General features: G+C 73.7%; 18 protein-coding genes. 14 read left to right on the top strand and 4 right to left on the bottom strand.

The window, feature by feature from the left end; translation table 11 throughout:
- Window positions 1-20: 20 nt before the first annotated feature.
- From kdd to FHU34_RS17745, 9 genes are all read left to right on the top strand, one after another.
- The gene (kdd, locus tag FHU34_RS17785) at window positions 21-1,082 is read left to right on the top strand and encodes an L-erythro-3,5-diaminohexanoate dehydrogenase (RefSeq protein WP_145781931.1); all 1,062 of its coding nucleotides are present in this window, start codon (window positions 21-23) and stop codon (window positions 1,080-1,082) included.
- Window positions 1,083-1,086: 4 nt separating this feature from the next.
- Complete coding sequence (locus FHU34_RS17780) at window positions 1,087-2,652, top strand: amidohydrolase (RefSeq protein WP_145781929.1); 1,566 nt, start codon at window positions 1,087-1,089, stop codon at window positions 2,650-2,652.
- Window positions 2,649-4,208 carry a lysine 5,6-aminomutase subunit alpha gene (kamD, locus tag FHU34_RS17775; RefSeq protein WP_145781927.1) on the top strand — a complete coding sequence of 520 codons (1,560 nt, stop codon included), beginning with the start codon at window positions 2,649-2,651 and terminating at the stop codon, window positions 4,206-4,208. The genes FHU34_RS17780 and kamD overlap by 4 nt, the downstream gene beginning before the upstream one ends.
- Entirely contained in the window at window positions 4,205-4,954 is a 750-nt protein-coding gene (gene kamE, locus FHU34_RS17770) for a lysine 5,6-aminomutase subunit beta (RefSeq protein WP_145781925.1), read from the top strand. The genes kamD and kamE overlap by 4 nt, the downstream gene beginning before the upstream one ends.
- Window positions 4,955-4,967: 13 nt before the next feature.
- Window positions 4,968-5,360: a 3-aminobutyryl-CoA ammonia lyase gene (gene kal / locus FHU34_RS17765; protein ID WP_145781922.1), complete on the top strand. Its 393-nt coding sequence runs from the start codon at window positions 4,968-4,970 to the stop codon at window positions 5,358-5,360.
- Window positions 5,357-6,694, top strand: a complete 1,338-nt coding sequence (locus tag FHU34_RS17760) for a glutamate mutase L (protein WP_145781920.1) — start codon at window positions 5,357-5,359, stop codon at window positions 6,692-6,694. Before kal ends, FHU34_RS17760 begins: the two co-directional genes overlap by 4 nt.
- A 512-nt stretch (window positions 6,695-7,206) precedes the next feature.
- Entirely contained in the window at window positions 7,207-8,913 is a 1,707-nt protein-coding gene (gene lnt / locus FHU34_RS17755; protein ID WP_145781918.1) for an apolipoprotein N-acyltransferase, read from the top strand.
- Between the two features lie 34 nt (window positions 8,914-8,947).
- Window positions 8,948-9,757: a polyprenol monophosphomannose synthase gene (locus FHU34_RS17750; RefSeq protein ID WP_244311716.1), complete on the top strand. Its 810-nt coding sequence runs from the start codon at window positions 8,948-8,950 to the stop codon at window positions 9,755-9,757.
- Between the two features lie 67 nt (window positions 9,758-9,824).
- The gene (locus FHU34_RS17745) at window positions 9,825-10,343 is read left to right on the top strand and encodes an FxsA family protein (protein ID WP_145781916.1); all 519 of its coding nucleotides are present in this window, start codon (window positions 9,825-9,827) and stop codon (window positions 10,341-10,343) included.
- 63 nt (window positions 10,344-10,406) lie between these two features.
- Here FHU34_RS17745 and FHU34_RS17740 read toward each other — a convergent pair whose 3' ends face one another.
- The 3 genes from FHU34_RS17740 to FHU34_RS17730 form a co-directional block, all read right to left on the bottom strand.
- Window positions 10,407-10,748: an RNA polymerase-binding protein RbpA gene (locus FHU34_RS17740; RefSeq protein WP_091398247.1), complete on the bottom strand. Its 342-nt coding sequence runs from the start codon at window positions 10,746-10,748 to the stop codon at window positions 10,407-10,409.
- Window positions 10,749-10,978: 230 nt separating this feature from the next.
- Window positions 10,979-12,136, bottom strand: a complete 1,158-nt coding sequence (locus FHU34_RS17735) for a coiled-coil domain-containing protein (RefSeq protein WP_145781914.1) — start codon at window positions 12,134-12,136, stop codon at window positions 10,979-10,981.
- Between the two features lie 26 nt (window positions 12,137-12,162).
- Entirely contained in the window at window positions 12,163-13,515 is a 1,353-nt protein-coding gene (locus FHU34_RS17730) for an MFS transporter (protein WP_145781912.1), read from the bottom strand.
- Between the two features lie 57 nt (window positions 13,516-13,572).
- Here FHU34_RS17730 and FHU34_RS17725 point away from each other — a divergent pair, with 57 nt between their 5' ends.
- Genes FHU34_RS17725 through FHU34_RS17715 form a run of 3 tightly spaced genes read left to right on the top strand, consistent with a single transcriptional unit; the run spans window position 13,573 to window position 16,421 of the window.
- Window positions 13,573-14,220, top strand: coding sequence for a TetR/AcrR family transcriptional regulator (locus tag FHU34_RS17725; RefSeq protein WP_244311715.1), 648 nt, complete (start codon window positions 13,573-13,575; stop codon window positions 14,218-14,220).
- Window positions 14,221-14,277: 57 nt separating this feature from the next.
- Window positions 14,278-15,600: a flavin-containing monooxygenase gene (locus FHU34_RS17720; protein WP_145781909.1), complete on the top strand. Its 1,323-nt coding sequence runs from the start codon at window positions 14,278-14,280 to the stop codon at window positions 15,598-15,600.
- Window positions 15,597-16,421 (top strand): SDR family NAD(P)-dependent oxidoreductase, encoded by an 825-nt coding sequence (locus tag FHU34_RS17715; protein WP_145781907.1) that lies wholly within the window; start codon window positions 15,597-15,599, stop codon window positions 16,419-16,421. Before FHU34_RS17720 ends, FHU34_RS17715 begins: the two co-directional genes overlap by 4 nt.
- 8 nt (window positions 16,422-16,429) lie before the next feature.
- Here the strand turns inward: FHU34_RS17715 and FHU34_RS17710 are convergent, their stop codons facing one another.
- Window positions 16,430-17,080, bottom strand: coding sequence for a LysE family translocator (locus FHU34_RS17710; protein ID WP_145781904.1), 651 nt, complete (start codon window positions 17,078-17,080; stop codon window positions 16,430-16,432).
- 207 nt (window positions 17,081-17,287) lie between these two features.
- On the opposite strand from FHU34_RS17710, the gene FHU34_RS17705 reads away from it, so the two are divergent.
- Window positions 17,288-17,779, top strand: coding sequence for a DnaJ family domain-containing protein (locus tag FHU34_RS17705; RefSeq protein WP_145781902.1), 492 nt, complete (start codon window positions 17,288-17,290; stop codon window positions 17,777-17,779).
- 41 nt (window positions 17,780-17,820) lie between these two features.
- Window positions 17,821-18,378, top strand: a complete 558-nt coding sequence (locus FHU34_RS17700; protein WP_145781899.1) for a GNAT family N-acetyltransferase — start codon at window positions 17,821-17,823, stop codon at window positions 18,376-18,378.
- The last annotated feature ends 12 nt before the right edge of the window (window positions 18,379-18,390 follow it).

Here is an 18,390-nt window from a genome sequence, read left to right as displayed (position 1 = left end):
GCTGGGCAGGGGAGGTTGGCGTGTCGTCACCGGTGGGACTGCACCGCGTCGTGCAACCGGCGGGGGTGCTGCCGCAGGCGGCCTGGCGCCTGGACGCGTCGGCGGAGATCGCACCGAACGAGGTGCGGATCCGGGTGCAGCGGCTGAACCTGGACGCGGCGAGTTTCCGGCAGTTGTCGGAGAAGCACGGCGGTGACGGGGACGCGGTCCGCGCCGAGGTGCTGGAGATCATCTCGACGCGGGGCAAGATGCAGAACCCGGTGACCGGGTCCGGTGGGATGTTGATCGGCACGGTCGAGGAGGCCGGCCGGCGTTCCCCGCTGGGGCTGAAGGTCGGTGAGCGGGTGGCGACCCTGGTGTCGTTGACGCTGACCCCGTTGGTCGTGACCGACGGGCTGGCCCGCTGGGACGGGCGCAGTGAGCAGGTGCCCTGTGACGGGTGGGCGATCCTGTTCGCCCGTTCCATCGCGGCGGTGCTGCCCGACGACGAGGACCCGCAGTTGTCCCTGGCGGTGCTGGACGTGTGTGGGGCGCCCGCGTTGACCGCGCGGGTGGTGTCGCGCTACGTCGAGGACCGTCGTCGTGTGGGTGACCCGACGCCGGTGCGGGTCGCGGTGATCGGCGGGGCGGGCAAGAGCGGGTCGCTGTCGCTCGCGGCGGCGCGGCGGGTGGGCGCCGCGCGTACCGTCGGGGTGGTGCCGGTGGCGGCGGAGCGCGACGCGCTGACGGCCGCCGGGCTGGCGTCGACGGTGGCGTTGGCCGACGCCCGGGACCCGGTGGGGTTGTCCACGGCGGTGACCACCGCCCTGGGCGCGCCGGCGGACGTCACTGTGGTGTGCGTGGACGTGCCGGGGTGTGAGCACGGCGCGGTGTTGGCCACCGCGGACGGCGGCACGGTGATCTTCTTCTCGATGGCGACGAGCTTCTCGGCGGCCGCGTTGGGCGCGGAGGGGTTGGCGGCGGACGTGACGATGCTGGTGGGCAACGGGTACGTGCCGGGGCACGCGGAGTTGGCGTTGGGGCTGCTGCGCGCCGAGCCGGGGGTGCGTCAGATGTTCGCGGCGCGGATCGCGGCAGACTGAGGTCATGACGAACCCCTCGACGTTGTACCGCGGCGGCGTGCTGCACTGTCCCGCCGATCCGAGCGCGACCGCGCTGCTGGTGTCCGATGGGCGGATTGCCTGGTTGGGGACCGACGGTGACGCGCCGCCGGCCGATCGGGTGGTGGACCTGGACGGGGCGTTGGTGACGCCGGCGTTCGTCGACGCGCACGTGCACGCCACCGACACGGGGTTGGCGTTGTCCGGGCTGGAGTTGTCCGGGGTGCGCTCGGCGGCGCAGTTGTTGGACGCGGTGGCCGGGTTCGCGGCGGGTCTGCCGGCGGACGCGGTGGTGCTGGGGCACGGCTGGGACGAGTCGGGTTGGTCGGATCCGGCGTTGCCGGACGCGGCGGCGTTGGATCGGGCGGCCGGTGGGCGGCGGGTGTACCTGTCGCAGGCGTCGATCCATTCGGCGTTGGTGTCGTCGGCGCTGCTGGCGGCGTGTCCGCAGGTGGCGCAGGCGGCCGGGTTCGACGCGTCGGGGTGGTTGCGGCGCGACGCGCACCACGTGGTGCGGGCGGCGGCGCAGGGCTCGGTGAGCCGGGCGCAGCGGGTCGCCGCGCAGCGGGTGGCCCTGTCGCACGCGGCGTCGCTGGGGATCGCGGCGGTGCACGAGTGCGGTGGTCCGGACATCTCCGACGAGGAGGACTTCACCGGGTTGCTGGGCATCTCCGGTGCGGGGGTGCCGGAGGTGTACGGGTACTGGGGCGAGTTGGGTGGCGCGGCGCGGGCCCGGGAGCTGGGTGCCGTGGGCGCCGGTGGTGATCTGTTCGCCGACGGGGCGTTGGGGTCGCGTACGGCGCACGTGTCGCAGGCGTACGGCGACGGTGAGGGCTGCGGGCACGGGTATCTGACGGTCGAGCAGGTGCGTGATCACCTGTTGGACTGCGCGGCGCATGGCATGCAGGGCGGTTTCCACGCGATCGGGGACGCGGCGATCGGCACGGTCCTCGACGGTTTCGCGGCGGCTGCCGCGACGGTGGGTGTGGAGCGGTTGCGCGCGGCCCGGCACCGCATCGAGCACGCGGAGATCATGAACAGGCGGTTGATCGCCCGGTTCGTGGAGTACGGGGTCGTGGCGAGCATGCAGCCGGCGTTCGACCGGCTGTGGGGTGGCGCGGGTCGGATGTACGAGGCGCGGTTGGGGTTGGACCGGTCGTTGGAGTCGAACCCGATGGGTGCGATGCACTCGGTGGGTGTGGCGTTGGCATTCGGGTCGGATTCGCCGGTGACGCCGCTGGACCCGTGGGGGTCGGTGCGGGCGGCGGCGGCGCACCACAACCCGGCGCAGCGGATGAGTGTGCGGGCGGCGTTCGCCGCGCACACCCGTGGTGGGTGGCGGGCGGTGCACCTGGACGTCGAGGGGGTCCTCGCGTTGGGCGCGCCGGCGACGTTCGCGGTGTGGTCGACGCCGGCGGGGGTGGAGCGGGGTCTGCCGGTGTTGCAGGCCGAGGACCCGGAGGTGCGGGGTCCGGAGGACCCGACGCCGTTGCCGGTGTGCCGGCGCCTGGTGCTGCGCGGTGAGGTCATCTACGAGGAAGGGTCATCATGACCGGGAAGCTTGATCTTGATCCGGTGCTGGTGGCGCGGGCGCGGGAGTTGGCGCGCCGGGCCGGGCAACCGGTGGTGGACCTGGCGCGCAGCCACACGACGGTGTCGGTGGAACGGGCGGTGCTGCGGCTGGCCGGGGTGACCGGCGCCGACCCGGACGGCATCCCGTGGGTGAACCGTCTCGTCGACGCCGTCGCCGCGGACGTCGGTCTGGGGCACGGGGTGGCGGTGCCGGTCTTCGACGCTCTCGCCCGTGAGGGCCTCACCGACGTGACGTTGCTGGCGCAGAAGGCCGCGGCCGGGTCGGTGCGGTTCACCCAGCCCACCGGGCGGGCGGCGACGGCGGCCCGGAGCGCGGCGCGCAAGGCCGTCGGGGCGGGTATCCGGCGCATCGACCGTCGGCGCGCCGAGCGGGACCGCCTCGTCAAGCGTCACGGTGACCCGGCGCAGCGGCCGTGGATCTACCTGATCGTGGCCACGGGCGACATCTACGAGGACATCCCGCAGGCGCAGGCGGCGGCGCGGGCGGGCGCGGACGTGATCGCGGTGATCCGTTCCACCGGGCAGTCGCTGTTGGACTACGTGCCCGAGGGCGCGACCCGGGAGGGGTTCGCCGGCACGTACGCCACGCAGGAGAACTTCCGGTTGATGCGCGCGGCGTTGGACGAGTCGTCGAAAGAGGTGGGCCGCTACGTGCGGTTGACCAACTACGCGTCCGGGTTGTGCATGCCGGAGATGGCGACCCTCGCCGGCCTGGAACGGCTCGACATGATGCTCAACGACTCGATGTACGGGATCCTGTTCCGCGACATCAACCCGGTGCGCACGTTCGTCGACCAGCGGTTCTCCCGGCAGGTGCACGCGCGCGCCGGGATCATCATCAACACCGGTGAGGACAATTACCTGACCACCGCCGACGCGGTCGACGAGGCGCACACGGTGACGGTGTCGCAGCTGCTCAACGAGTTCTTCGCGCACGAGGCGGGGTTGGCGGACTGGCAGTTGGGGTTGGGGCACGCGTTCGAGATCAACCCGGAGGTGCCGGAGTCGTTCCGCCTGGAGTTGGCGCACGCCCTGTTGGCGCGGGAGTTGTTCCCCGACGCCCCGTTGAAGTGGATGCCGCCGACGAAGCACATGACCGGTGACGTGTTCCGGGGCAACCTGCTCGACGGGTTCTTCAACCTGGCGGGGGCGCTGACCGGTCAGGGCATCCTGCTGGTGGGGATGATGACCGAGGCGGTGGTGACGCCGTGGTTGTCCGACCGGGACATCGCCCTGCAGAACGTGCGGTACGTGCTGGGCGCGGCCGGTGGGTTGCACGAGGACTTCGTGCCGGTGCCGGGCGGGTTCATCCGCCGCCGCGCCAACCAGGTCCTCGGTGAGGCACTGGACCTGTTGGAACGCATCGGGGAGCAGACGTTGCTGACGGCGATCGCCGAGGGCACCTTCGGGATCATGAAGCGGCCGGCGGACCGGGGCAAGGGCCTCGCCGGGGTCGCCGCGCACGAGGCGGACTACTGCAACCCGGCCACGGACATCCTGGAGGCGGCGTCATGAGCGGCCAGATCGTGCGTCCGTACGGGGACACCACCGGTGACGGGATGGTGCAGGTGTCGTTCACCCTGCCGGTGTCGCACGACAAGCGGGCCGAGGGCGCGGCGGTGCAGTTGGCCAACAAGATGGGCATCGACCCGGCGATGGTGGTGCACGCCAAACCGATGGGCGACGGGTTCACGTTCTTCGTCGTGTACGGGCGGGTCAACCACCTGGTCGACCTGAACGCGGTGCAGGTGGTGGAACGGGACTTCGCCCTGCTGTCGGCGAAGGACGTCAACACGGTGATCAAGCAGCGGTTGCGACGCAAGTTGTCAGTGGTCGGCGCGTGCATCGGCACCGACGCGCACACCGTGGGCATCGACGCGATCCTCAACGTCAAGGGCATCGCGGGGGAGAAGGGCCTGGAGTACTACCGGGAGCTGAAGGTCACCAACATGGGTGCGCAGGTCAGCGTGCCGGAGTTGGTGGAGACGGCCCGGGTGGAGAAGGCCGACGCGGTGCTCGTGTCGCAGGTCGTCACGCAGCGCGACGCGCACCTGCACAACACCCGGGAGATGTCGGCGGCGTTCCGGGAGGCGATGCCGGCGGGCCGGCGCCCCTTGTTGATCGTCGGTGGTCCCCGGTTCGACGAGACGATGACCGACGAGTTGGGTGTGGACCGGATCTTCGGTCGGGGCACCACGCCCGGCGAGGTGGCCAGTTACCTCGTGCACGCCCTGATCACGAAGCGGAAGGCGATGGCATGAGGAAGGCGATGGCATGACCGACGCACGGCTCGGGTTGACGGTGACGCACCGGCGGTATGTGCCGTACTCGCACGCCCACTACGCGGGCAACCTGGTCGACGGGGCGTACGCCCTGGGGTTGTTCGGGGACGTGGCGACCGAGGTGTGTATTCGCACCGACGGCGACGAGGGCCTGTTCGCCGGGTACTCCGACGTGCGGTTCAGCGCCCCCATCCACGCCGGTGACGTGGTGGAGGTGACCGCGCAGGTGTCGCGGGTGGGCTCCCGCAGCCGCACCCTGGACCTGGCCTGCGTGGTGGTGTGCCGGGGTCGCCCGGACCGCTCCGAGTCCGCCGCGGAGGTCCTGGACCCACCGATCGTGGCGGTCACCGCGACCGGCACCGTGGTCGTTCCCGCAACGTCGTGACCCTGGCCGTCTGCGCGGACGTCGGGTCCACGTACACCAAGGCGGCGGTGGTGGACCTGGCCGCCGGCGTGCTGGTGGGTGCCGCGTCGGCGCCCACGACGGTCGGCACCGACGTGCTGCACGGCCTGGACGCCGCGGTCACGGCGGCCACCGTCGGGCTCGGTGTCCGCGACGTGCCGTGGTACGTGTGCTCGTCGGCCGGCGGTGGACTGCGGCTGGCCGTCATCGGCTACGAGCCGCTGGTCACCGCGCAGGCCGGCCGGCGCGTCGGGTTGTCCGCCGGCGCGCACGTGGTGCACGTGGCGGCCGGTCGGCTCGGCGCGGCGGACCTGACGGCGTTGCGCGCCTCCCGACCCGACGTGGTCCTGCTCGTCGGCGGCACCGACGGCGGTGACGCCGACACGGTCACCCACAACGCCACCCGGCTGGCCCGCGCCCGGTGGCGCAAACCAGTGGTGTACGCGGGCAACGCCGACGTCCGCGAGGACCTCACCGCCCTGCTGGCGGCCGCCGGGGTGCCGGTGACGGGAGCGGAGAACGTCCTGCCCCGCATCGGGGTCCTCGCCCCGGCGTCGGCGCGCGCGGCGATCCGCGAGGTGTTCCTGCGCCACGTCATCGGAGGTAAACGACTGTCGCGGGGCACCCGGTTCGCGCGGCTGGTCCGCGCGGCCACCCCCGACGCGGTCCTCACCGGTGTGGAGGTGCTCGCCGACACCATCGGCGGTGACCTGGCCGTGGTCGACGTGGGTGGCGCCACCACCGACGTGTACTCGGTGCTCACCCCCGACGAGCGGGCCACCGGGCCCGGTCGGGAGGTCGCCGGCAACCTCTGGCGGGCCCGTACCGTCGAGGGGGACCTGGGCATGCGGTGGAGCGCCCCCGGGGTGCTGCGCGCCGCCGTCGAGGAGCGGCTGCTCACCCCGGGCGACGCCGACGACCTGGCGGCCGACGCGGACCGTCGGGCCACCGACCCGGCGTTCCTGGCCGTCGACGACACGCAGCGGGCCGTGGACGCCCGAATCGCCACCCTCGCGGCGACGGTGGCCCTGCGGCGACACGCGCGCGGCGCCGCGACGGGCGAGCGGGCCGGACGGGACCTGCGTGACGTGCGGTTGCTGGTGGGTTCCGGTGGGGTGCTGCGGCACGCCCCGACGCCCGTGTCCGGGCAGGTGTTGGCGGCGGTCCTCGCCGACCACGCCGGCGGGTGGGCGTTGCCGCGCGCCGCCGCCTCGGTGGTCGACGCCGACTACGTGCTGGCCGCCGGAGGGCTCCTCGCGCAGGAGCATCGGGCGGCGGCGGGGACGCTGCTGCGTCACCATCTGCGGACACATTGAGACGCGCCGACCCGACACGCCGTGTCGCAACACACGACAGGCCGGGTGTGGGTTGACAACCAACGGGGGTCGGCACGTACCGTCTTTGAGTCCTACCACGGGAAGCGGCTGCTGTTCGCTTCGTCCCTTCGTCCGCTGGCCGAGCGACATGTTTGAGCATCATCGTCGCGGCGGCCAGGTCCAGCGGGCGGGGGTCGGCGGGGCGGCGCGAACCGGCCGCGGTTACCGGTGTACGGGCAGGGTGAGGTGCACGGCCAGTAGACAACGGCCCGGCGGGGGCAGCCAGTCCACGTCCGGTCGGTCCGAAGGTCGTCGTGCCCCATCCTCGCCACACCGGCCGGGAAGGGCCTGGGAGCATCGGGGCGCGGCGCGAGCCGCGCCCCGATTTCGTCCCCACCGCGCCCACTGTCGCCTCACCTGATCATCGCGCCCCACCGTTCACTGCCGGCTGCCCGATGCGGCTGCTCCCGCCCCCGGCCAGGTAGCCTTCGCCCCGTGATCGAGGTGAAGCGGTGACGACCCTGGACCGGGATGAGACCCACGCCCCGGCGGCGCCGACCCGACCGGTCGTGACGGGTCGGCCGCTGCCGTTGCGGGTCGCCGCGCCCCTGGCCGTGGCCGCCGGACTGGCCCTGCTGGTGGCGTTCCCCCCATACGGGGTGTGGCCGCTCGCCCCGGTCGGCGTGGCGTTGCTGGCCGCCGCCACCCACCGGCGGCGGTTGCGCGCCGGCGCCGGCCTGGGCTTCCTCACCGGCGTGGCGCTCTTCGCCCCGCTGCTGGCCTGGACGAACCTGCACACCGGCTACCTGCCGTGGGTGCTCCTGTCGCTGTTGCAGGCCGGCTACCTGGCGTTGCTCGGCGCGGCCACCGCCTGGGTGTCCCCGCTGGTCGACCGCGTCCGCTGGTCGTGGCCGGTGCTGACCGGGCTGCTGTGGGTCGGGCAGGAAACCCTGCGCGACCGCACCCCGTTCGGCGGTTTCCCGTGGGGGCGGCTGGCGTTCAGCCAGGACACCTCCCCGCTGCTGCGCCTGGCCTCGCTGGGCGGCGCGCCGCTGGTGACCTTCGCGGTGGCGCTCCTGGGCGGGCTGCTCGTCACCGCCGCCTGGCACACCTGGACCACCCTGCGCCCCACCACGCTCACCCACCCCTCCGGCACCGGCTCGACCACGGGGCCGGCCGACACCGCGCCGCCCGTCGACACCGCGACGGCCACCGGGTCGTCGGCGCGGCGGTGGGCACCGGTGGCCGTACCGGCCGCCCTGGCGGTCGCGCTGACCGCCGGGGCGCTGCTCGTGCCCGTCGCCGCCGCCGGGTCCGGCGCCACGGTCACCGTGGCGATCGTGCAGGGCAACGTGCCGCGCCTGGGCCTGGACTTCAACGCCCAACGGCAGGCGGTGCTCAACAACCACGTCGACGCCACCCTCGAACTGGCCGCCCGGGTCGCCGCCGGCCAACATGACCAACCCGACCTGGTGGTGTGGCCGGAGAACTCCAGCGACATCGACCCGCTGCGCAACCCCACCGCCGGTGCGCGGATCTCTCAGGCCGCCGACACCGTCCGCGCGCCGATCCTGGTCGGTGCGGTGCTGCTCGGGCCGGGTGCCGGGCAGGTCCGCAACGCGGGCATCCTGTGGCGGCCCGGCACCGGCGCGGACCTTGACCAGCTGTACACCAAACGCCACCCCGTGCCGTTCGCCGAGTACGTGCCGCTGCGCGACGTGGCCCGCATGGTCAGCAAGCAGGTCGACTTGATCCGCAACGACTTCGTGCCGGGGAGCACCCCGGGCGTGGTACGCGTCGGCCCGGCCGTGCTGGGTGACGTGATCTGCTTCGAGGTCGCCTACGACGAGGTGGTCCGCGACACTGTCACCGGCGGCGCGCAACTGCTGGTCGTGCAGACCAACAACGCGACCTTCGACGTGGCGGAGGCCCGTCAGCAGCTGGCCATGGTCCGGTTGCGGGCCGTCGAGCACGGCCGACCGGCGTTGATGGCCTCCACGGTCGGCGTGTCCGGGTTCGTGGCACCCGACGGGCGGGTAAGCGATGCCACCGGGTTCAACACCCGGGAGGTCGTGGTGCGGCAGCTGCGCCTCGACGACGGACGTACCCTCGCCACCCGGCTCGGTTGGTGGCCGGAGGTAGCGCTCGCCGCGCTGGCCGCGGCGGCCCTGGTCGGCGCCGCGGTGGTGCGCCGGCGGCAACGGATCATGCCCGGTTAGCAACAGCCGGTACGCCGGCGGGAGCGGAGGAACCGTGATCCAGGCGACCGATACGATCCGACGCCCGGACGAGGTGCCCGGAGTGGGCCGGGTGCTGGTGGTGATCCCCACCTACAACGAGGCCGACAACATCGCCGCGATCGTGGGCCGGGTCCGGCGCGCAGCCCCGGCGGTGCGGATCCTCATCGCCGACGACAACAGCCCCGACGGCACCGGCGCGATCGCCGACGCCCTCGCCGACGGCGACACCCACGTGCAGGTGTTGCACCGTCACGGCAAGGAAGGCCTCGGCGCGGCGTACCTGGCCGGGTTCGGGTGGGCCCGGGAGCGCGGCTACCAGGCGGTCGTGGAGATGGACGCCGACGGCTCCCACGCCCCGGAGGACCTGCCGGCGCTGCTGGACGCCGCCCGTGACGCCGACGTGGTGATCGGCTCGCGGTGGACCAGCGGCGCCCGTGTGCTCAACTGGCCGTTGCGGCGGCTGCTGCTGTCGCGCGGCGGCAACCTGTACGCGCGCCTGGCGCTGGGCATGCCGGTCTCGGACGCCACCGGCGGTTACCGGGTGTACCGGATCAGCGCGTTGGACGCCATCGACCTGGAGTCGGTGACCTCGCAGGGGTACTCGTTCCAGGTGGAGCTGTCCCGCCTGGCGCACCAGGCCGGGGTGCGGATCGTGGAGGTGCCGATCACGTTCGCCGAGCGGGAACGCGGGGACAGCAAGATGAGCCCGAAGATCGTGGCCGAGGCGCTGTGGCGGATCACCGCCTGGGGCGTACAGGACCGCCGCCAGGCGGTACGCCGTGGCCTGCACGGCACGGCCACCGGTCAGGCGCGGTGGCCGTGAGCGCGGTCGTGTCATGCTGGATGGGCGGGACACGCCCATGGTGTCGCGGGAATGGCGATGAGGTGAGATGCGCCGAGGACTGAAGTTCGTGCCGTTGGCCCTGTTGCTGGCGGTGGTGGTGGAACTGGCGGTGTTCGTCGGTGTGGGGCGGGCGCTGGGGTTCGGGGTGGCCGTGCTGCTGGTCTTCGCGGCGTCCCTGCTGGGGTTGGTGCTGCTGCGCCGTGAGGGCATGCGCGCCTGGCGTGGGTTCCGGTCCGCCGCGGCGGCCGGGCAACCACCGGGCGGGCAGGTGACCGACGGGCTCGTCGGGTTGGCCGGGGCGTTGCTGCTCGCGGTGCCCGGTCTGGTCAGCGGGCTGGCCGGGTTGCTGCTGCTGGTGCCTCCGGTGCGGCGACTGGCCCGCGCCGGGGTGCGACGCGCCACCGAGCGGCGGGTGTCGTCGATGGTCGCCGGTGACCTGTTCGGCCCCCGTACGGTGCGGGTGCGCCAAGGTGCGCCGCAACCGACCCCGCCACCGGAGCAACCGGTGGTGGTCGACGGCGGCCGGGCGATCGAGGGCGAGATCGTGGAGCCTGGTCGACACTGAGCACGCACAACGACGCCGCCCCCGGGGTTACCCCGGGGGCGGCGTCGTTGTGCGTCGTGCGGCTCAGGCGCGGCCGCGACGGGTCCGGACCTCCTGCAGGCGCTCCTCGAGGATGTCCTCGAGCTCGGCGATCGAGCGCCGCTCCAGCAGCATGTCCCAGTGGGTACGCGGCGGCTTGGCCTTCTTCTGCTCCGGCTCGTTGCCGTCGACGAGTCGGGCGACGCTGCCGTCGAACTTGCACTCCCAGGTCGTCGGGACCTCGGCGTCGACGGCGAACGGCACCTCAAACTGGTGGCCCTTGGCGCAGAGGTACTCGCGGGTCTGACGCGGCGCGAGCTCCGTGTTGCGGTCGGATTCGTAGCTCACCGCGCCAAGGCGGCTTCCGCGCAGCATACGCTCGCCCATGATCGACTTCCCCTCGTTCGTGGTGCTGGTCTTCTGGGTGTAACCGTGTGTCCCCGTCGAGCCATTCCCGCCCGAGGGCGCGAGGCGTCCACGGGCGGACCGGGACCAAGGGTAACCGGCCGGGACGGTCACCCGGCCAGGTGATCCCCGGGCGGGTCGCAAACGGCGGTGTGTCCGCTGCCACCGGGGATGTTAACCGCCCGGACGCGGCGAAGGTTGCGCCGGCCCGCTCAGGCGTTCGCCTCGCCCGTCGGCGTCGGACCCAGCCGGGCCAGCGCCAACGCCAGGTCGCTGACCTGGTCACCGAGCTGCGCCACCCGCCGCTGGGCCGTGTCCCGGTCGGTCTCGGCGGCGTCGAGGCGTACCGTCAGGGCGGTGACCTGGCCCTCGGCGGCGGCCGTGGCCTGCCGGGCCGCGGCAAGCTCGGCGGTGAGGGTGTCCCGGTGGGCGGCGGTCGCGGCCAGTTCGGCGCGTAGGCGCGCCGCGAGTTCGGCGGCCTCCTGCCGGGCGTCGTCGGCCTGCTGGGCCGCGACCTGCGCGCGGTCGCGGGCCCGGTCGGCCTGCTCCCGGGCGCGGGCGGCGTCGGCGGCCTCGGCGCGGGTCCGCGCGGCGTCGGCGCGGGCCTGTTCGATCTGCCGCCGTACGTCCTGCACCTCGGCCTGCCACCGCCCGGCCCGCTCGGTCGCCTCGGCGGCGGCCCGGGTGGCCCGTTCGGCGTCGGCGCGCGCCGCGTCGCGTTCCACGGTCAGGTCGGTCACCCGTTGCCGCTCGGTGTCCCGTTCGGCCCGCAGGTCGCGCACCTCGGCGCGGGCCTGGTCGCGGTCGCGTTCCGCCTGGGCGCGCAACGCCTCGGCGGCGCTGACGTCGTGGCGTGCCTGGTCGCGGGCGGCCTCGGCGTGCTGGGCGCGTTCGTCGGCCGCGGTGGCCCGCCGCACGGCCTGCTCGGCGCGTTGGCGGGCGTCGTCGGCCTCGGCCACGGCGCTACGCGCCTGCTCGCGTGCTCGTGCGGCGTCGGCCGCTGCGGCTTCGGCGTCGTCGCGGGCCTCGTCGCGTTCGGTCTGCGCCGCCGCGACCTCGGTGGCGGCCTCCGCGCGGGCCTGCGCGATTTGCCGCTGCACACCCACCGGCGACAACTCGGCGTGCAGCGACTCGGTCAACGTCTCGACGATCTGGTCGAGGCGGTCCACCGCCTCCCAGGTGCGGGCCACCTGCCCGGGCAGGCCGGGGGCGTTACGGTGGCGCATCCGGCTGTTGCGGGAGGCGCGTTGGCAGGCGCCGTCGTTGTCCCGGCAGTAGCGAAACGGGCGGCCCGCGCCGACACGCTGCGCCACCGGCGCTCCACAGTGGGCGCACGGACGGGTTTCGGTGGTGCTGGGCTGGGCGTCCATCGAGGGCGAAGTCTAGTGCCGGCCGTTCAGCTCGTCGTCCGGGCGGTGGCGTCCAGGGTGTAGCGGCGTTGCAGCAGCACGGCCGCGAGCATCGCCACCGCCGGCAGCACCCCGAAGCCGTAGCGGACCGCGGTGAGCGCCGCGTCCGGCTGCACCGGCGACTCACCGGCCGTCGAGGCCACGAAACCACCGACGGTCAGGCACAGGGCGTACGCGTACGGACCGAGGGCCGCGCCGGTGGCCTCGGTGGCCGTCCACACCCCGGTGTAGGTGCCGGCGCCGGTGGTGGCGGGGGCCGCGCGGATCACGTCGGGCAGCATCGAGAACGGCAGCAGTTGCATGCCGGCGAAGGCCACGCCGAGCACCGCCACCGCGCCGATCAGCACCGGCAGGCCGGCCGGGCGGCCCACCGCCAGCACCAGCGACCCGAGGGCGAACGCGCCCTGCGCGCCGAGCAACGCCCGTTGCTTGCCGACGCGGCGGGCCACCATCAGCCAGGCCGGGGTGACCAGCAGCGCCGGTGCGACGAACGCGGCCACCAGCACGGTGGTCAGGCCGGTGGCCCGCAGTTCGTACTCGGCGTAGTAGGGCACCCCGGCGAGCACCAGGTGGGTGGTGGTGGACATCGCCAGGTAGGCGGCGACGAGCCAGCGGAACTGCCGGTCGCGCAGCGCGGTGCGCAGGGCGCGCCACCCGCCGTGCCCCGCCGGTGTGGGATCCGCCGCCGACCCGCGCAGGCGGCTGATGCCGGCGACGCCGACCAGCATGGCCACCAGCATCCCGACGGCGAGGACCAGGCCCATCCGCTGGTAGCCGGAGCGGGTCGCCGTGTCACCGCCGGTGAGCAGCGGCGCCAGCAGGCCGGACACCAGGATGCCCAGGGTCAGCACGACCATCCGGAACGCCATCAGCCGGGTGCGTTCGTCGTAGCCGATGCGCAGGTCGGCCGGGGTGGCCAGGTAGGGGACCTGGTAGGCGGCGAAGAGCAGGTTGCCGACGACGAAGAACACCGCCACCCACGCGGCCGCCGACGCGCCGGTCAGGCCGCCGGGCACCGCGAACAGCGCGGCGAACGCGAGCGGCAGGGCGCAGCCGACCAGCAGCAGGCGACGCCGGTCGCCGCGGCGGGTCTGCTCGACGTCGGCGCGGTGACCCACCCAGGGGTGCAGCACCACGTCGGCGACCTTCGGCAGCAGCAGCGCGATGCCGGCCAGCCACGGGTCGACGGCCAGCACGTCGGTAAGGAAGTAGAGCAGCAGCAGGCCGGGCACCGTCACCCAGACACCCATGCCGAGCGAGCCGGCCGCGAAGCCCGCCAGGGGGCCACGGGGGAGCGTCGCGTCGGTGGCGGCCGCGGGCCGCCTGTCGAGCCCGGTCATCGCCGCGTCCTCTCCGCAATCCAACGGTTGCTGGATTCTAGGGGCAGAATGGCGGCCATGACCATGCCCCGACGCCGTCCGGGTCGCCCGCGACGCGACGAGACCCGGCCGACCCGCGAGGTGGTGCTCACCGCCGCGACCGCGCTGTTCGCCGAGCGTGGCTTCGACGCCGTCGGGCTGCGGGAGGTCGCCGCCGCCGCCGGGGTCGACGTCGCCACCGTCGCGCACCACACGGGTACGAAGGCAGCGCTCTACGACGCCTGCTTCGCCCGCGTCTTCGCCGCCGAGCGGGAGGTCCTGACCGAAGCCGCCGAGCAGGCCCGCGCTGCTCTCGACGCGGGGCCGGACGCGGCGCGGCGAGCCCTGCACGAACTTGTCGACGTGTTCGTCGACTTCCTGGAGGACCGCCCGGAGACCACCGCGCTGTGGCTGCGTCGCTGGTTGGAGCCGCAGCGGCACGCCGAGTTGGACCAGCGCTACGCCGACCCGTTGTACCGGCTGGTGGCCGAGCTCCTCGGCGCCGCGGCGGCGGCCGGCGCGCTGGCGGAGCCGACCCCGCACATCACCGTACGCAGCCTGGTGTGGGCGACCCACGGTCACGTGGTGGCGTTGGCGGCGGGCGCGCCGGGCGCACGGGAGCGGCGCGAGTTCCGGGCGTTCGTGCATCGGCTGCTCGACGGGTTGTACGGACCGTCGACCCCTTGACGGTTCACCGCCCGACGACGATTATCCATCAGACGTTGGATTTAGATGGGGGCGGCGATGGGCGTACCACCTCAGGTGGCGGTGATCGGCGCCGGCGCGGCCGGGCTCGCCGCGGTCAAGGCGCTGCGCGACGTCGGCGCGGCGGTGGTCTGCTTCGAGGCCACCGACCAGGTCGGCGGCCTCTGGGTGTACGGGGCACCCGACTCACCGGCGTACCGGACGTTGCACCTGAACACCAGCCGGGGGCGCACCCAGTTCGCCGACCATCCGATGCCCACCGACTGGCCCGACTACCCCGACCACACCCGGGTCGCCGGTTACCTGGCCGACTACGTGGACCGGTTCGGGTTGGGCGAGCACATCCGGCTGCGCCACACCGTCGAGCGGGTCACCCGCAACCAGGACGGCACCTGGACGGTGGCCGCGAGCGGGCCGGACGGAGCAGCCGAAGTCACCGTCGACGCCGTGGTCGTCGCCAACGGACACAACCGGGTGCCCAAGCTGCCCGAGCCGTCGTACGCCGGCACCTGCACCGCCGAGCAGATGCACAGCCACGACTACCGGGGTCCGGAGCAGTTGGCCGGCAGGCGGGTCCTCGTCGTCGGGGGCGGCAACTCCGCGATGGACATCGCTGTGGACGCCTCGTACGCCGCGACCCGCACGTTGCTGTCGCTGCGCCGCGGTGTCTGGGTGGTGCCGAAGTACCTGCTGGGTCGCCCCTCGGACACCCTCAACGGGGCGTTGGCCCGTCGGCTGCCGTGGCGGCTGCGGCAACGCATCAGCCAGACGATGCTGAGCACCACCGTCGGCAATCCCAGCCGCTACGGGTTGCCCGCGCCGCGCCACGGCTTCCTGCAGGACCACCCGACCCTCTCCGACGGGTTGCTGTCCCGGCTGACCCACGGCGACGTCGAGGCCCGACCCGGCATCGCCTCCGTCGACGGTGACCGGGTCGAGTTCACCGACGGTCGCACCGACAGCGTCGACCTGATCATCTGGTGCACCGGGTACCGGGTGGCGGTCCCGTTCCTCGACCCGGCGCTGCTCGGCGACGGTGCCGACAGCCTGCCGTTGTACCGGCACGTGTTCCACCCGGACGCTCCCGGCCTGACCTTCGTCGGGCTGGTGCAGTCCACCGGGTCGGCGTTCCCCCTGGTCGAGGCGCAGGCCAAACTGGTCGCCGCGCACCTCGCCGGCCGGTACGCGTTGCCCGACCCGGAACGACAGCGGGCCGCCTGCCGGGCCGACCTGCGGGCCGCGACGGCCCGCTGGGGTCAGCGCCGTCCGGCGATGCGCGTGGACTTCGACGTCTACCTGGCCGAGCTGACCCGGGAGTTGGCGGCCGGGGCCCGGCGGGTCGCAGCCGGGGCCCGGCGGTGACGAGCCGGTCGCTGGCCGGCCGGCGGGTGCTGGTGACCGGGGCGAGCGGCACCTTCGGTCGACATCTCGGTACGGCGTTGACCGCCGCCGGCGCGCGGGTGGTGGGGCTCGACCTGCACCCTCAGCCCGACGGCGGGGTGCCGGTGCTCGGCTGCGACCTGACCGACCCGGACGCCGTGGCACCGGCGGTGCGGGCCGCCGTCGACCACCTCGGCGGGCTCGACCTGCTGATCAACAACGCCGGGGTGGGTGGCCCCGCCCCGGCCGAACTGCCACCCGACGAGGTGGTCCGCCGGCAACTGGAGGTCAACCTGCTGGCCGCGTGGCGGACCACCGCCGCCGCGCTGCCGCCGCTGGTCACCGCCCACGGACGGGTCATCTTCGTGGCCAGTCGGATGGCGGTGCTACCGCTGCCTCTCGCCGCCGCGTACGGGGTGAGCAAGCGGGCCCTGGTGGCGTACGCCGACGCGCTGCGGCACGAGGTGGGCACCCACGTCGGTGTCAGCGTCGTCTACCCGAGCATGGTCGCCTCACCCATCCACGACAGCACCGCCGAGGCGGGACTGTCGTTGCAGGGGGTGTCCCGCCCCGAGCCGGTGCAGGGGGTGGTCGCGGCGATCCTGCGTACCGCCACCGCCCGTCGGGCACCCCGGGACGTGGCCACCACCGCCCGTGGCCGCCTGGAGATGGCCGTCGGCCGGCACGCTCCCGCGCTGGCCGACCGGCTGGTGCGCCGTACCCTCGCCGCCCGGCTCGCCGCCGGTGACCTGGACGCCGCGCCGCTGGCCGCCGGGATGGTCCGCCGCCACCGCGGCCGGTGACCGTCGGGTCAGGGCGCGGCGACCGCCGCGCGGGACCGGTCGGTGGCGATCCGCACGGCCAGCGCGGCCAGCGCCGTACCGGTCACCCACCGCTGCACCCGTAGCCACACGGGTCGGCGGGCGAAGAAACCGGCGAGGGAGCCGGCGGTGAGCACGATCAGCGCGTTCACGCTCAGCGCGACAGCGATCTGGGTGAGGCCGAGCAGCAGGCTCTGCGTGGCCAGGTGCCCGCGCGTCGGGTCGACGAACTGGGGCAGCAGCGACACGTAGAGGATGGCGATCTTCGGGTTCAGCAGGTTGGTGACCAGACCCATGGTGAACAGCCGCCGGGGTGGGTCCGGTGGCAGCGGCGCGGGCGTGAACGGTGAGTGCCCGCCGGGGCGCAGCGTCCGCCAGGCCAACCAGAGCAGGTAGCCGGCGCCGGCCAGTTTCACCACCGCGTACAGCGTCGGCACCAGCACGAACACGGCGGCCAGGCCGGCGACCGCCGTGGCCAGGTAGACCCCGAAACCGGCGGCCACCCCGAGCAGCGAGACCAGCCCCGCCCGGCGGCCCTGCGCGACCGAGCGGGACACCAGGTAGACCATGTTCGGGCCCGGTGTCAGCACCAGCCCCAACGCGACAAGCGCGATGCCCAGCAGCGCACCCGAACTCACCATCGGTGTTCCCCCGTTCGATAGTCCCCACACTGACCGTAATCGGGACGAACATGCCGGCCGAGGGCCACCTTGCGGCCCGTGGCCTGCGCTTCCGCCCGGTCGCACCACCGGCCGGGAATGGTCACCGGGGCGGGTGCGCTGATCTCTTACGACGACCGTTGCCGTCCGGAGGCGACGGGCTACCGTGGCCGGGGGAGGTGCCGCAGGGTGACCGAAGCGTGGGAAGCGGCCGTGGAGGCGCAGATCCGGGGAGCCGCGCAGCGCGGCGAGTTCGACAACCTGCCCGGCATGGGCAAGCCGATCCCCGGCCGGGGTACGCCGTACGACGAGTCATGGTGGATCAAGAGTTTCCTGGAGCGTGAGGCGCTGCCCAGCGACCTGCTCCTGCCCACCCCGCTGCAACTGCGCCGACGCATCGAGCAGATCCCCGACGAGGTCCGCGACCTGCCCACCGAACAGTCCGTACGCGACGTCGTGGGGCAGTTGAACGCGCAGATCGTGGCCTGGCTCCGCAACCCCGACGGCCCCCGGGTGGTGGTGCGTCCGGTGAACGCCGACGAGGTGGTCCGCCGCTGGCGCGCCGAACACGCCCCGCCGAGCGTGTCGACGTCACCGGCCGAGCAGGTCGCCGTCGTCGCTCCGCCGCCCCGGTCCCGCCGTACCTGGTGGCCGCTGCCATGGCGGCGCCGGTCGCGCTGACCCGCCTGGTCGGCCTTGCACGCCATCGGCAGACTGGGCGGATGGTGATCGAGTTGCGGGCGTCGGAGCTTGCCCTGCGGCCCTGGGTGGACGACGACCTGGACGCGCTGCTGGCGGCGTACCGGGATCCGGTGCTGCGCCGATGGACGCGGCTTCCGGTGACCAGCATCGACGAGGGCCGGCACTGGCTGGAGCGGACGCGGCAGGACTGGGCCGACGGCCGGCGGTACAGCTTCGCCGTCCTCGAGGACCACGCGGATGGTCCACGGCTGGTGGCGAACGTGGTGCTCAAGGGCGTGACGCCGCAGCGTCCCGCACCGGAGGTGGGCTACTGGACGGCGTCGTGGGCGCGCGGCCGTGGCGTCGCCCCGCGCGCGGTCACCGCGCTCAGCGGCTGGGCGTTCGACAGGTTCCCCGGGTTGACGCATCTGGACCTGCTGCACCAGGTGGACAACCTCGCGTCCTGCCGGGTGGCACAGAAGTGCGGCTTCCTCTACGAGGAGACGCTGCCCGCCCGGCCGCCGACCTTTCCGCTGGACGGGCACCGGCACGTGTTGCCGGTCCCCGTCCGTCAGCTCCATCCGGGGCGGACGCGGTAGCGCGCGGTCCAG

It is taken from the genome of Micromonospora taraxaci, from assembly GCF_007830095.1.
Classification (GTDB): Bacteria; Actinomycetota; Actinomycetes; order Mycobacteriales; family Micromonosporaceae; genus Micromonospora; species Micromonospora taraxaci.
The sequence above is the reverse complement of the archived record's forward strand: the minus strand, read 5'-3'. Positions and strand labels throughout refer to the sequence as shown.

Coding starts and splice junctions, on each gene's coding strand:
- FHU34_RS17780 (WP_145781929.1), top strand. CDS start 1,087: ATGACGAACCCCTCGACGTTGTACCGCGGCGGCGTGCTGCACTGTCCC.
- kamD (WP_145781927.1), top strand. CDS start 2,649: ATGACCGGGAAGCTTGATCTTGATCCGGTGCTGGTGGCGCGGGCGCGG.
- kamE (WP_145781925.1), top strand. CDS start 4,205: ATGAGCGGCCAGATCGTGCGTCCGTACGGGGACACCACCGGTGACGGG.
- kal (WP_145781922.1), top strand. CDS start 4,968: ATGACCGACGCACGGCTCGGGTTGACGGTGACGCACCGGCGGTATGTG.
- FHU34_RS17745 (WP_145781916.1), top strand. CDS start 9,825: ATGCGCCGAGGACTGAAGTTCGTGCCGTTGGCCCTGTTGCTGGCGGTG.
- FHU34_RS17740 (WP_091398247.1), bottom strand. CDS start 10,748: ATGGGCGAGCGTATGCTGCGCGGAAGCCGCCTTGGCGCGGTGAGCTAC.
- FHU34_RS17735 (WP_145781914.1), bottom strand. CDS start 12,136: ATGGACGCCCAGCCCAGCACCACCGAAACCCGTCCGTGCGCCCACTGT.
- FHU34_RS17730 (WP_145781912.1), bottom strand. CDS start 13,515: ATGACCGGGCTCGACAGGCGGCCCGCGGCCGCCACCGACGCGACGCTC.
- FHU34_RS17725 (WP_244311715.1), top strand. CDS start 13,573: ATGACCATGCCCCGACGCCGTCCGGGTCGCCCGCGACGCGACGAGACC.
- FHU34_RS17720 (WP_145781909.1), top strand. CDS start 14,278: ATGGGCGTACCACCTCAGGTGGCGGTGATCGGCGCCGGCGCGGCCGGG.
- FHU34_RS17710 (WP_145781904.1), bottom strand. CDS start 17,080: ATGGTGAGTTCGGGTGCGCTGCTGGGCATCGCGCTTGTCGCGTTGGGG.
- FHU34_RS17700 (WP_145781899.1), top strand. CDS start 17,821: ATGGTGATCGAGTTGCGGGCGTCGGAGCTTGCCCTGCGGCCCTGGGTG.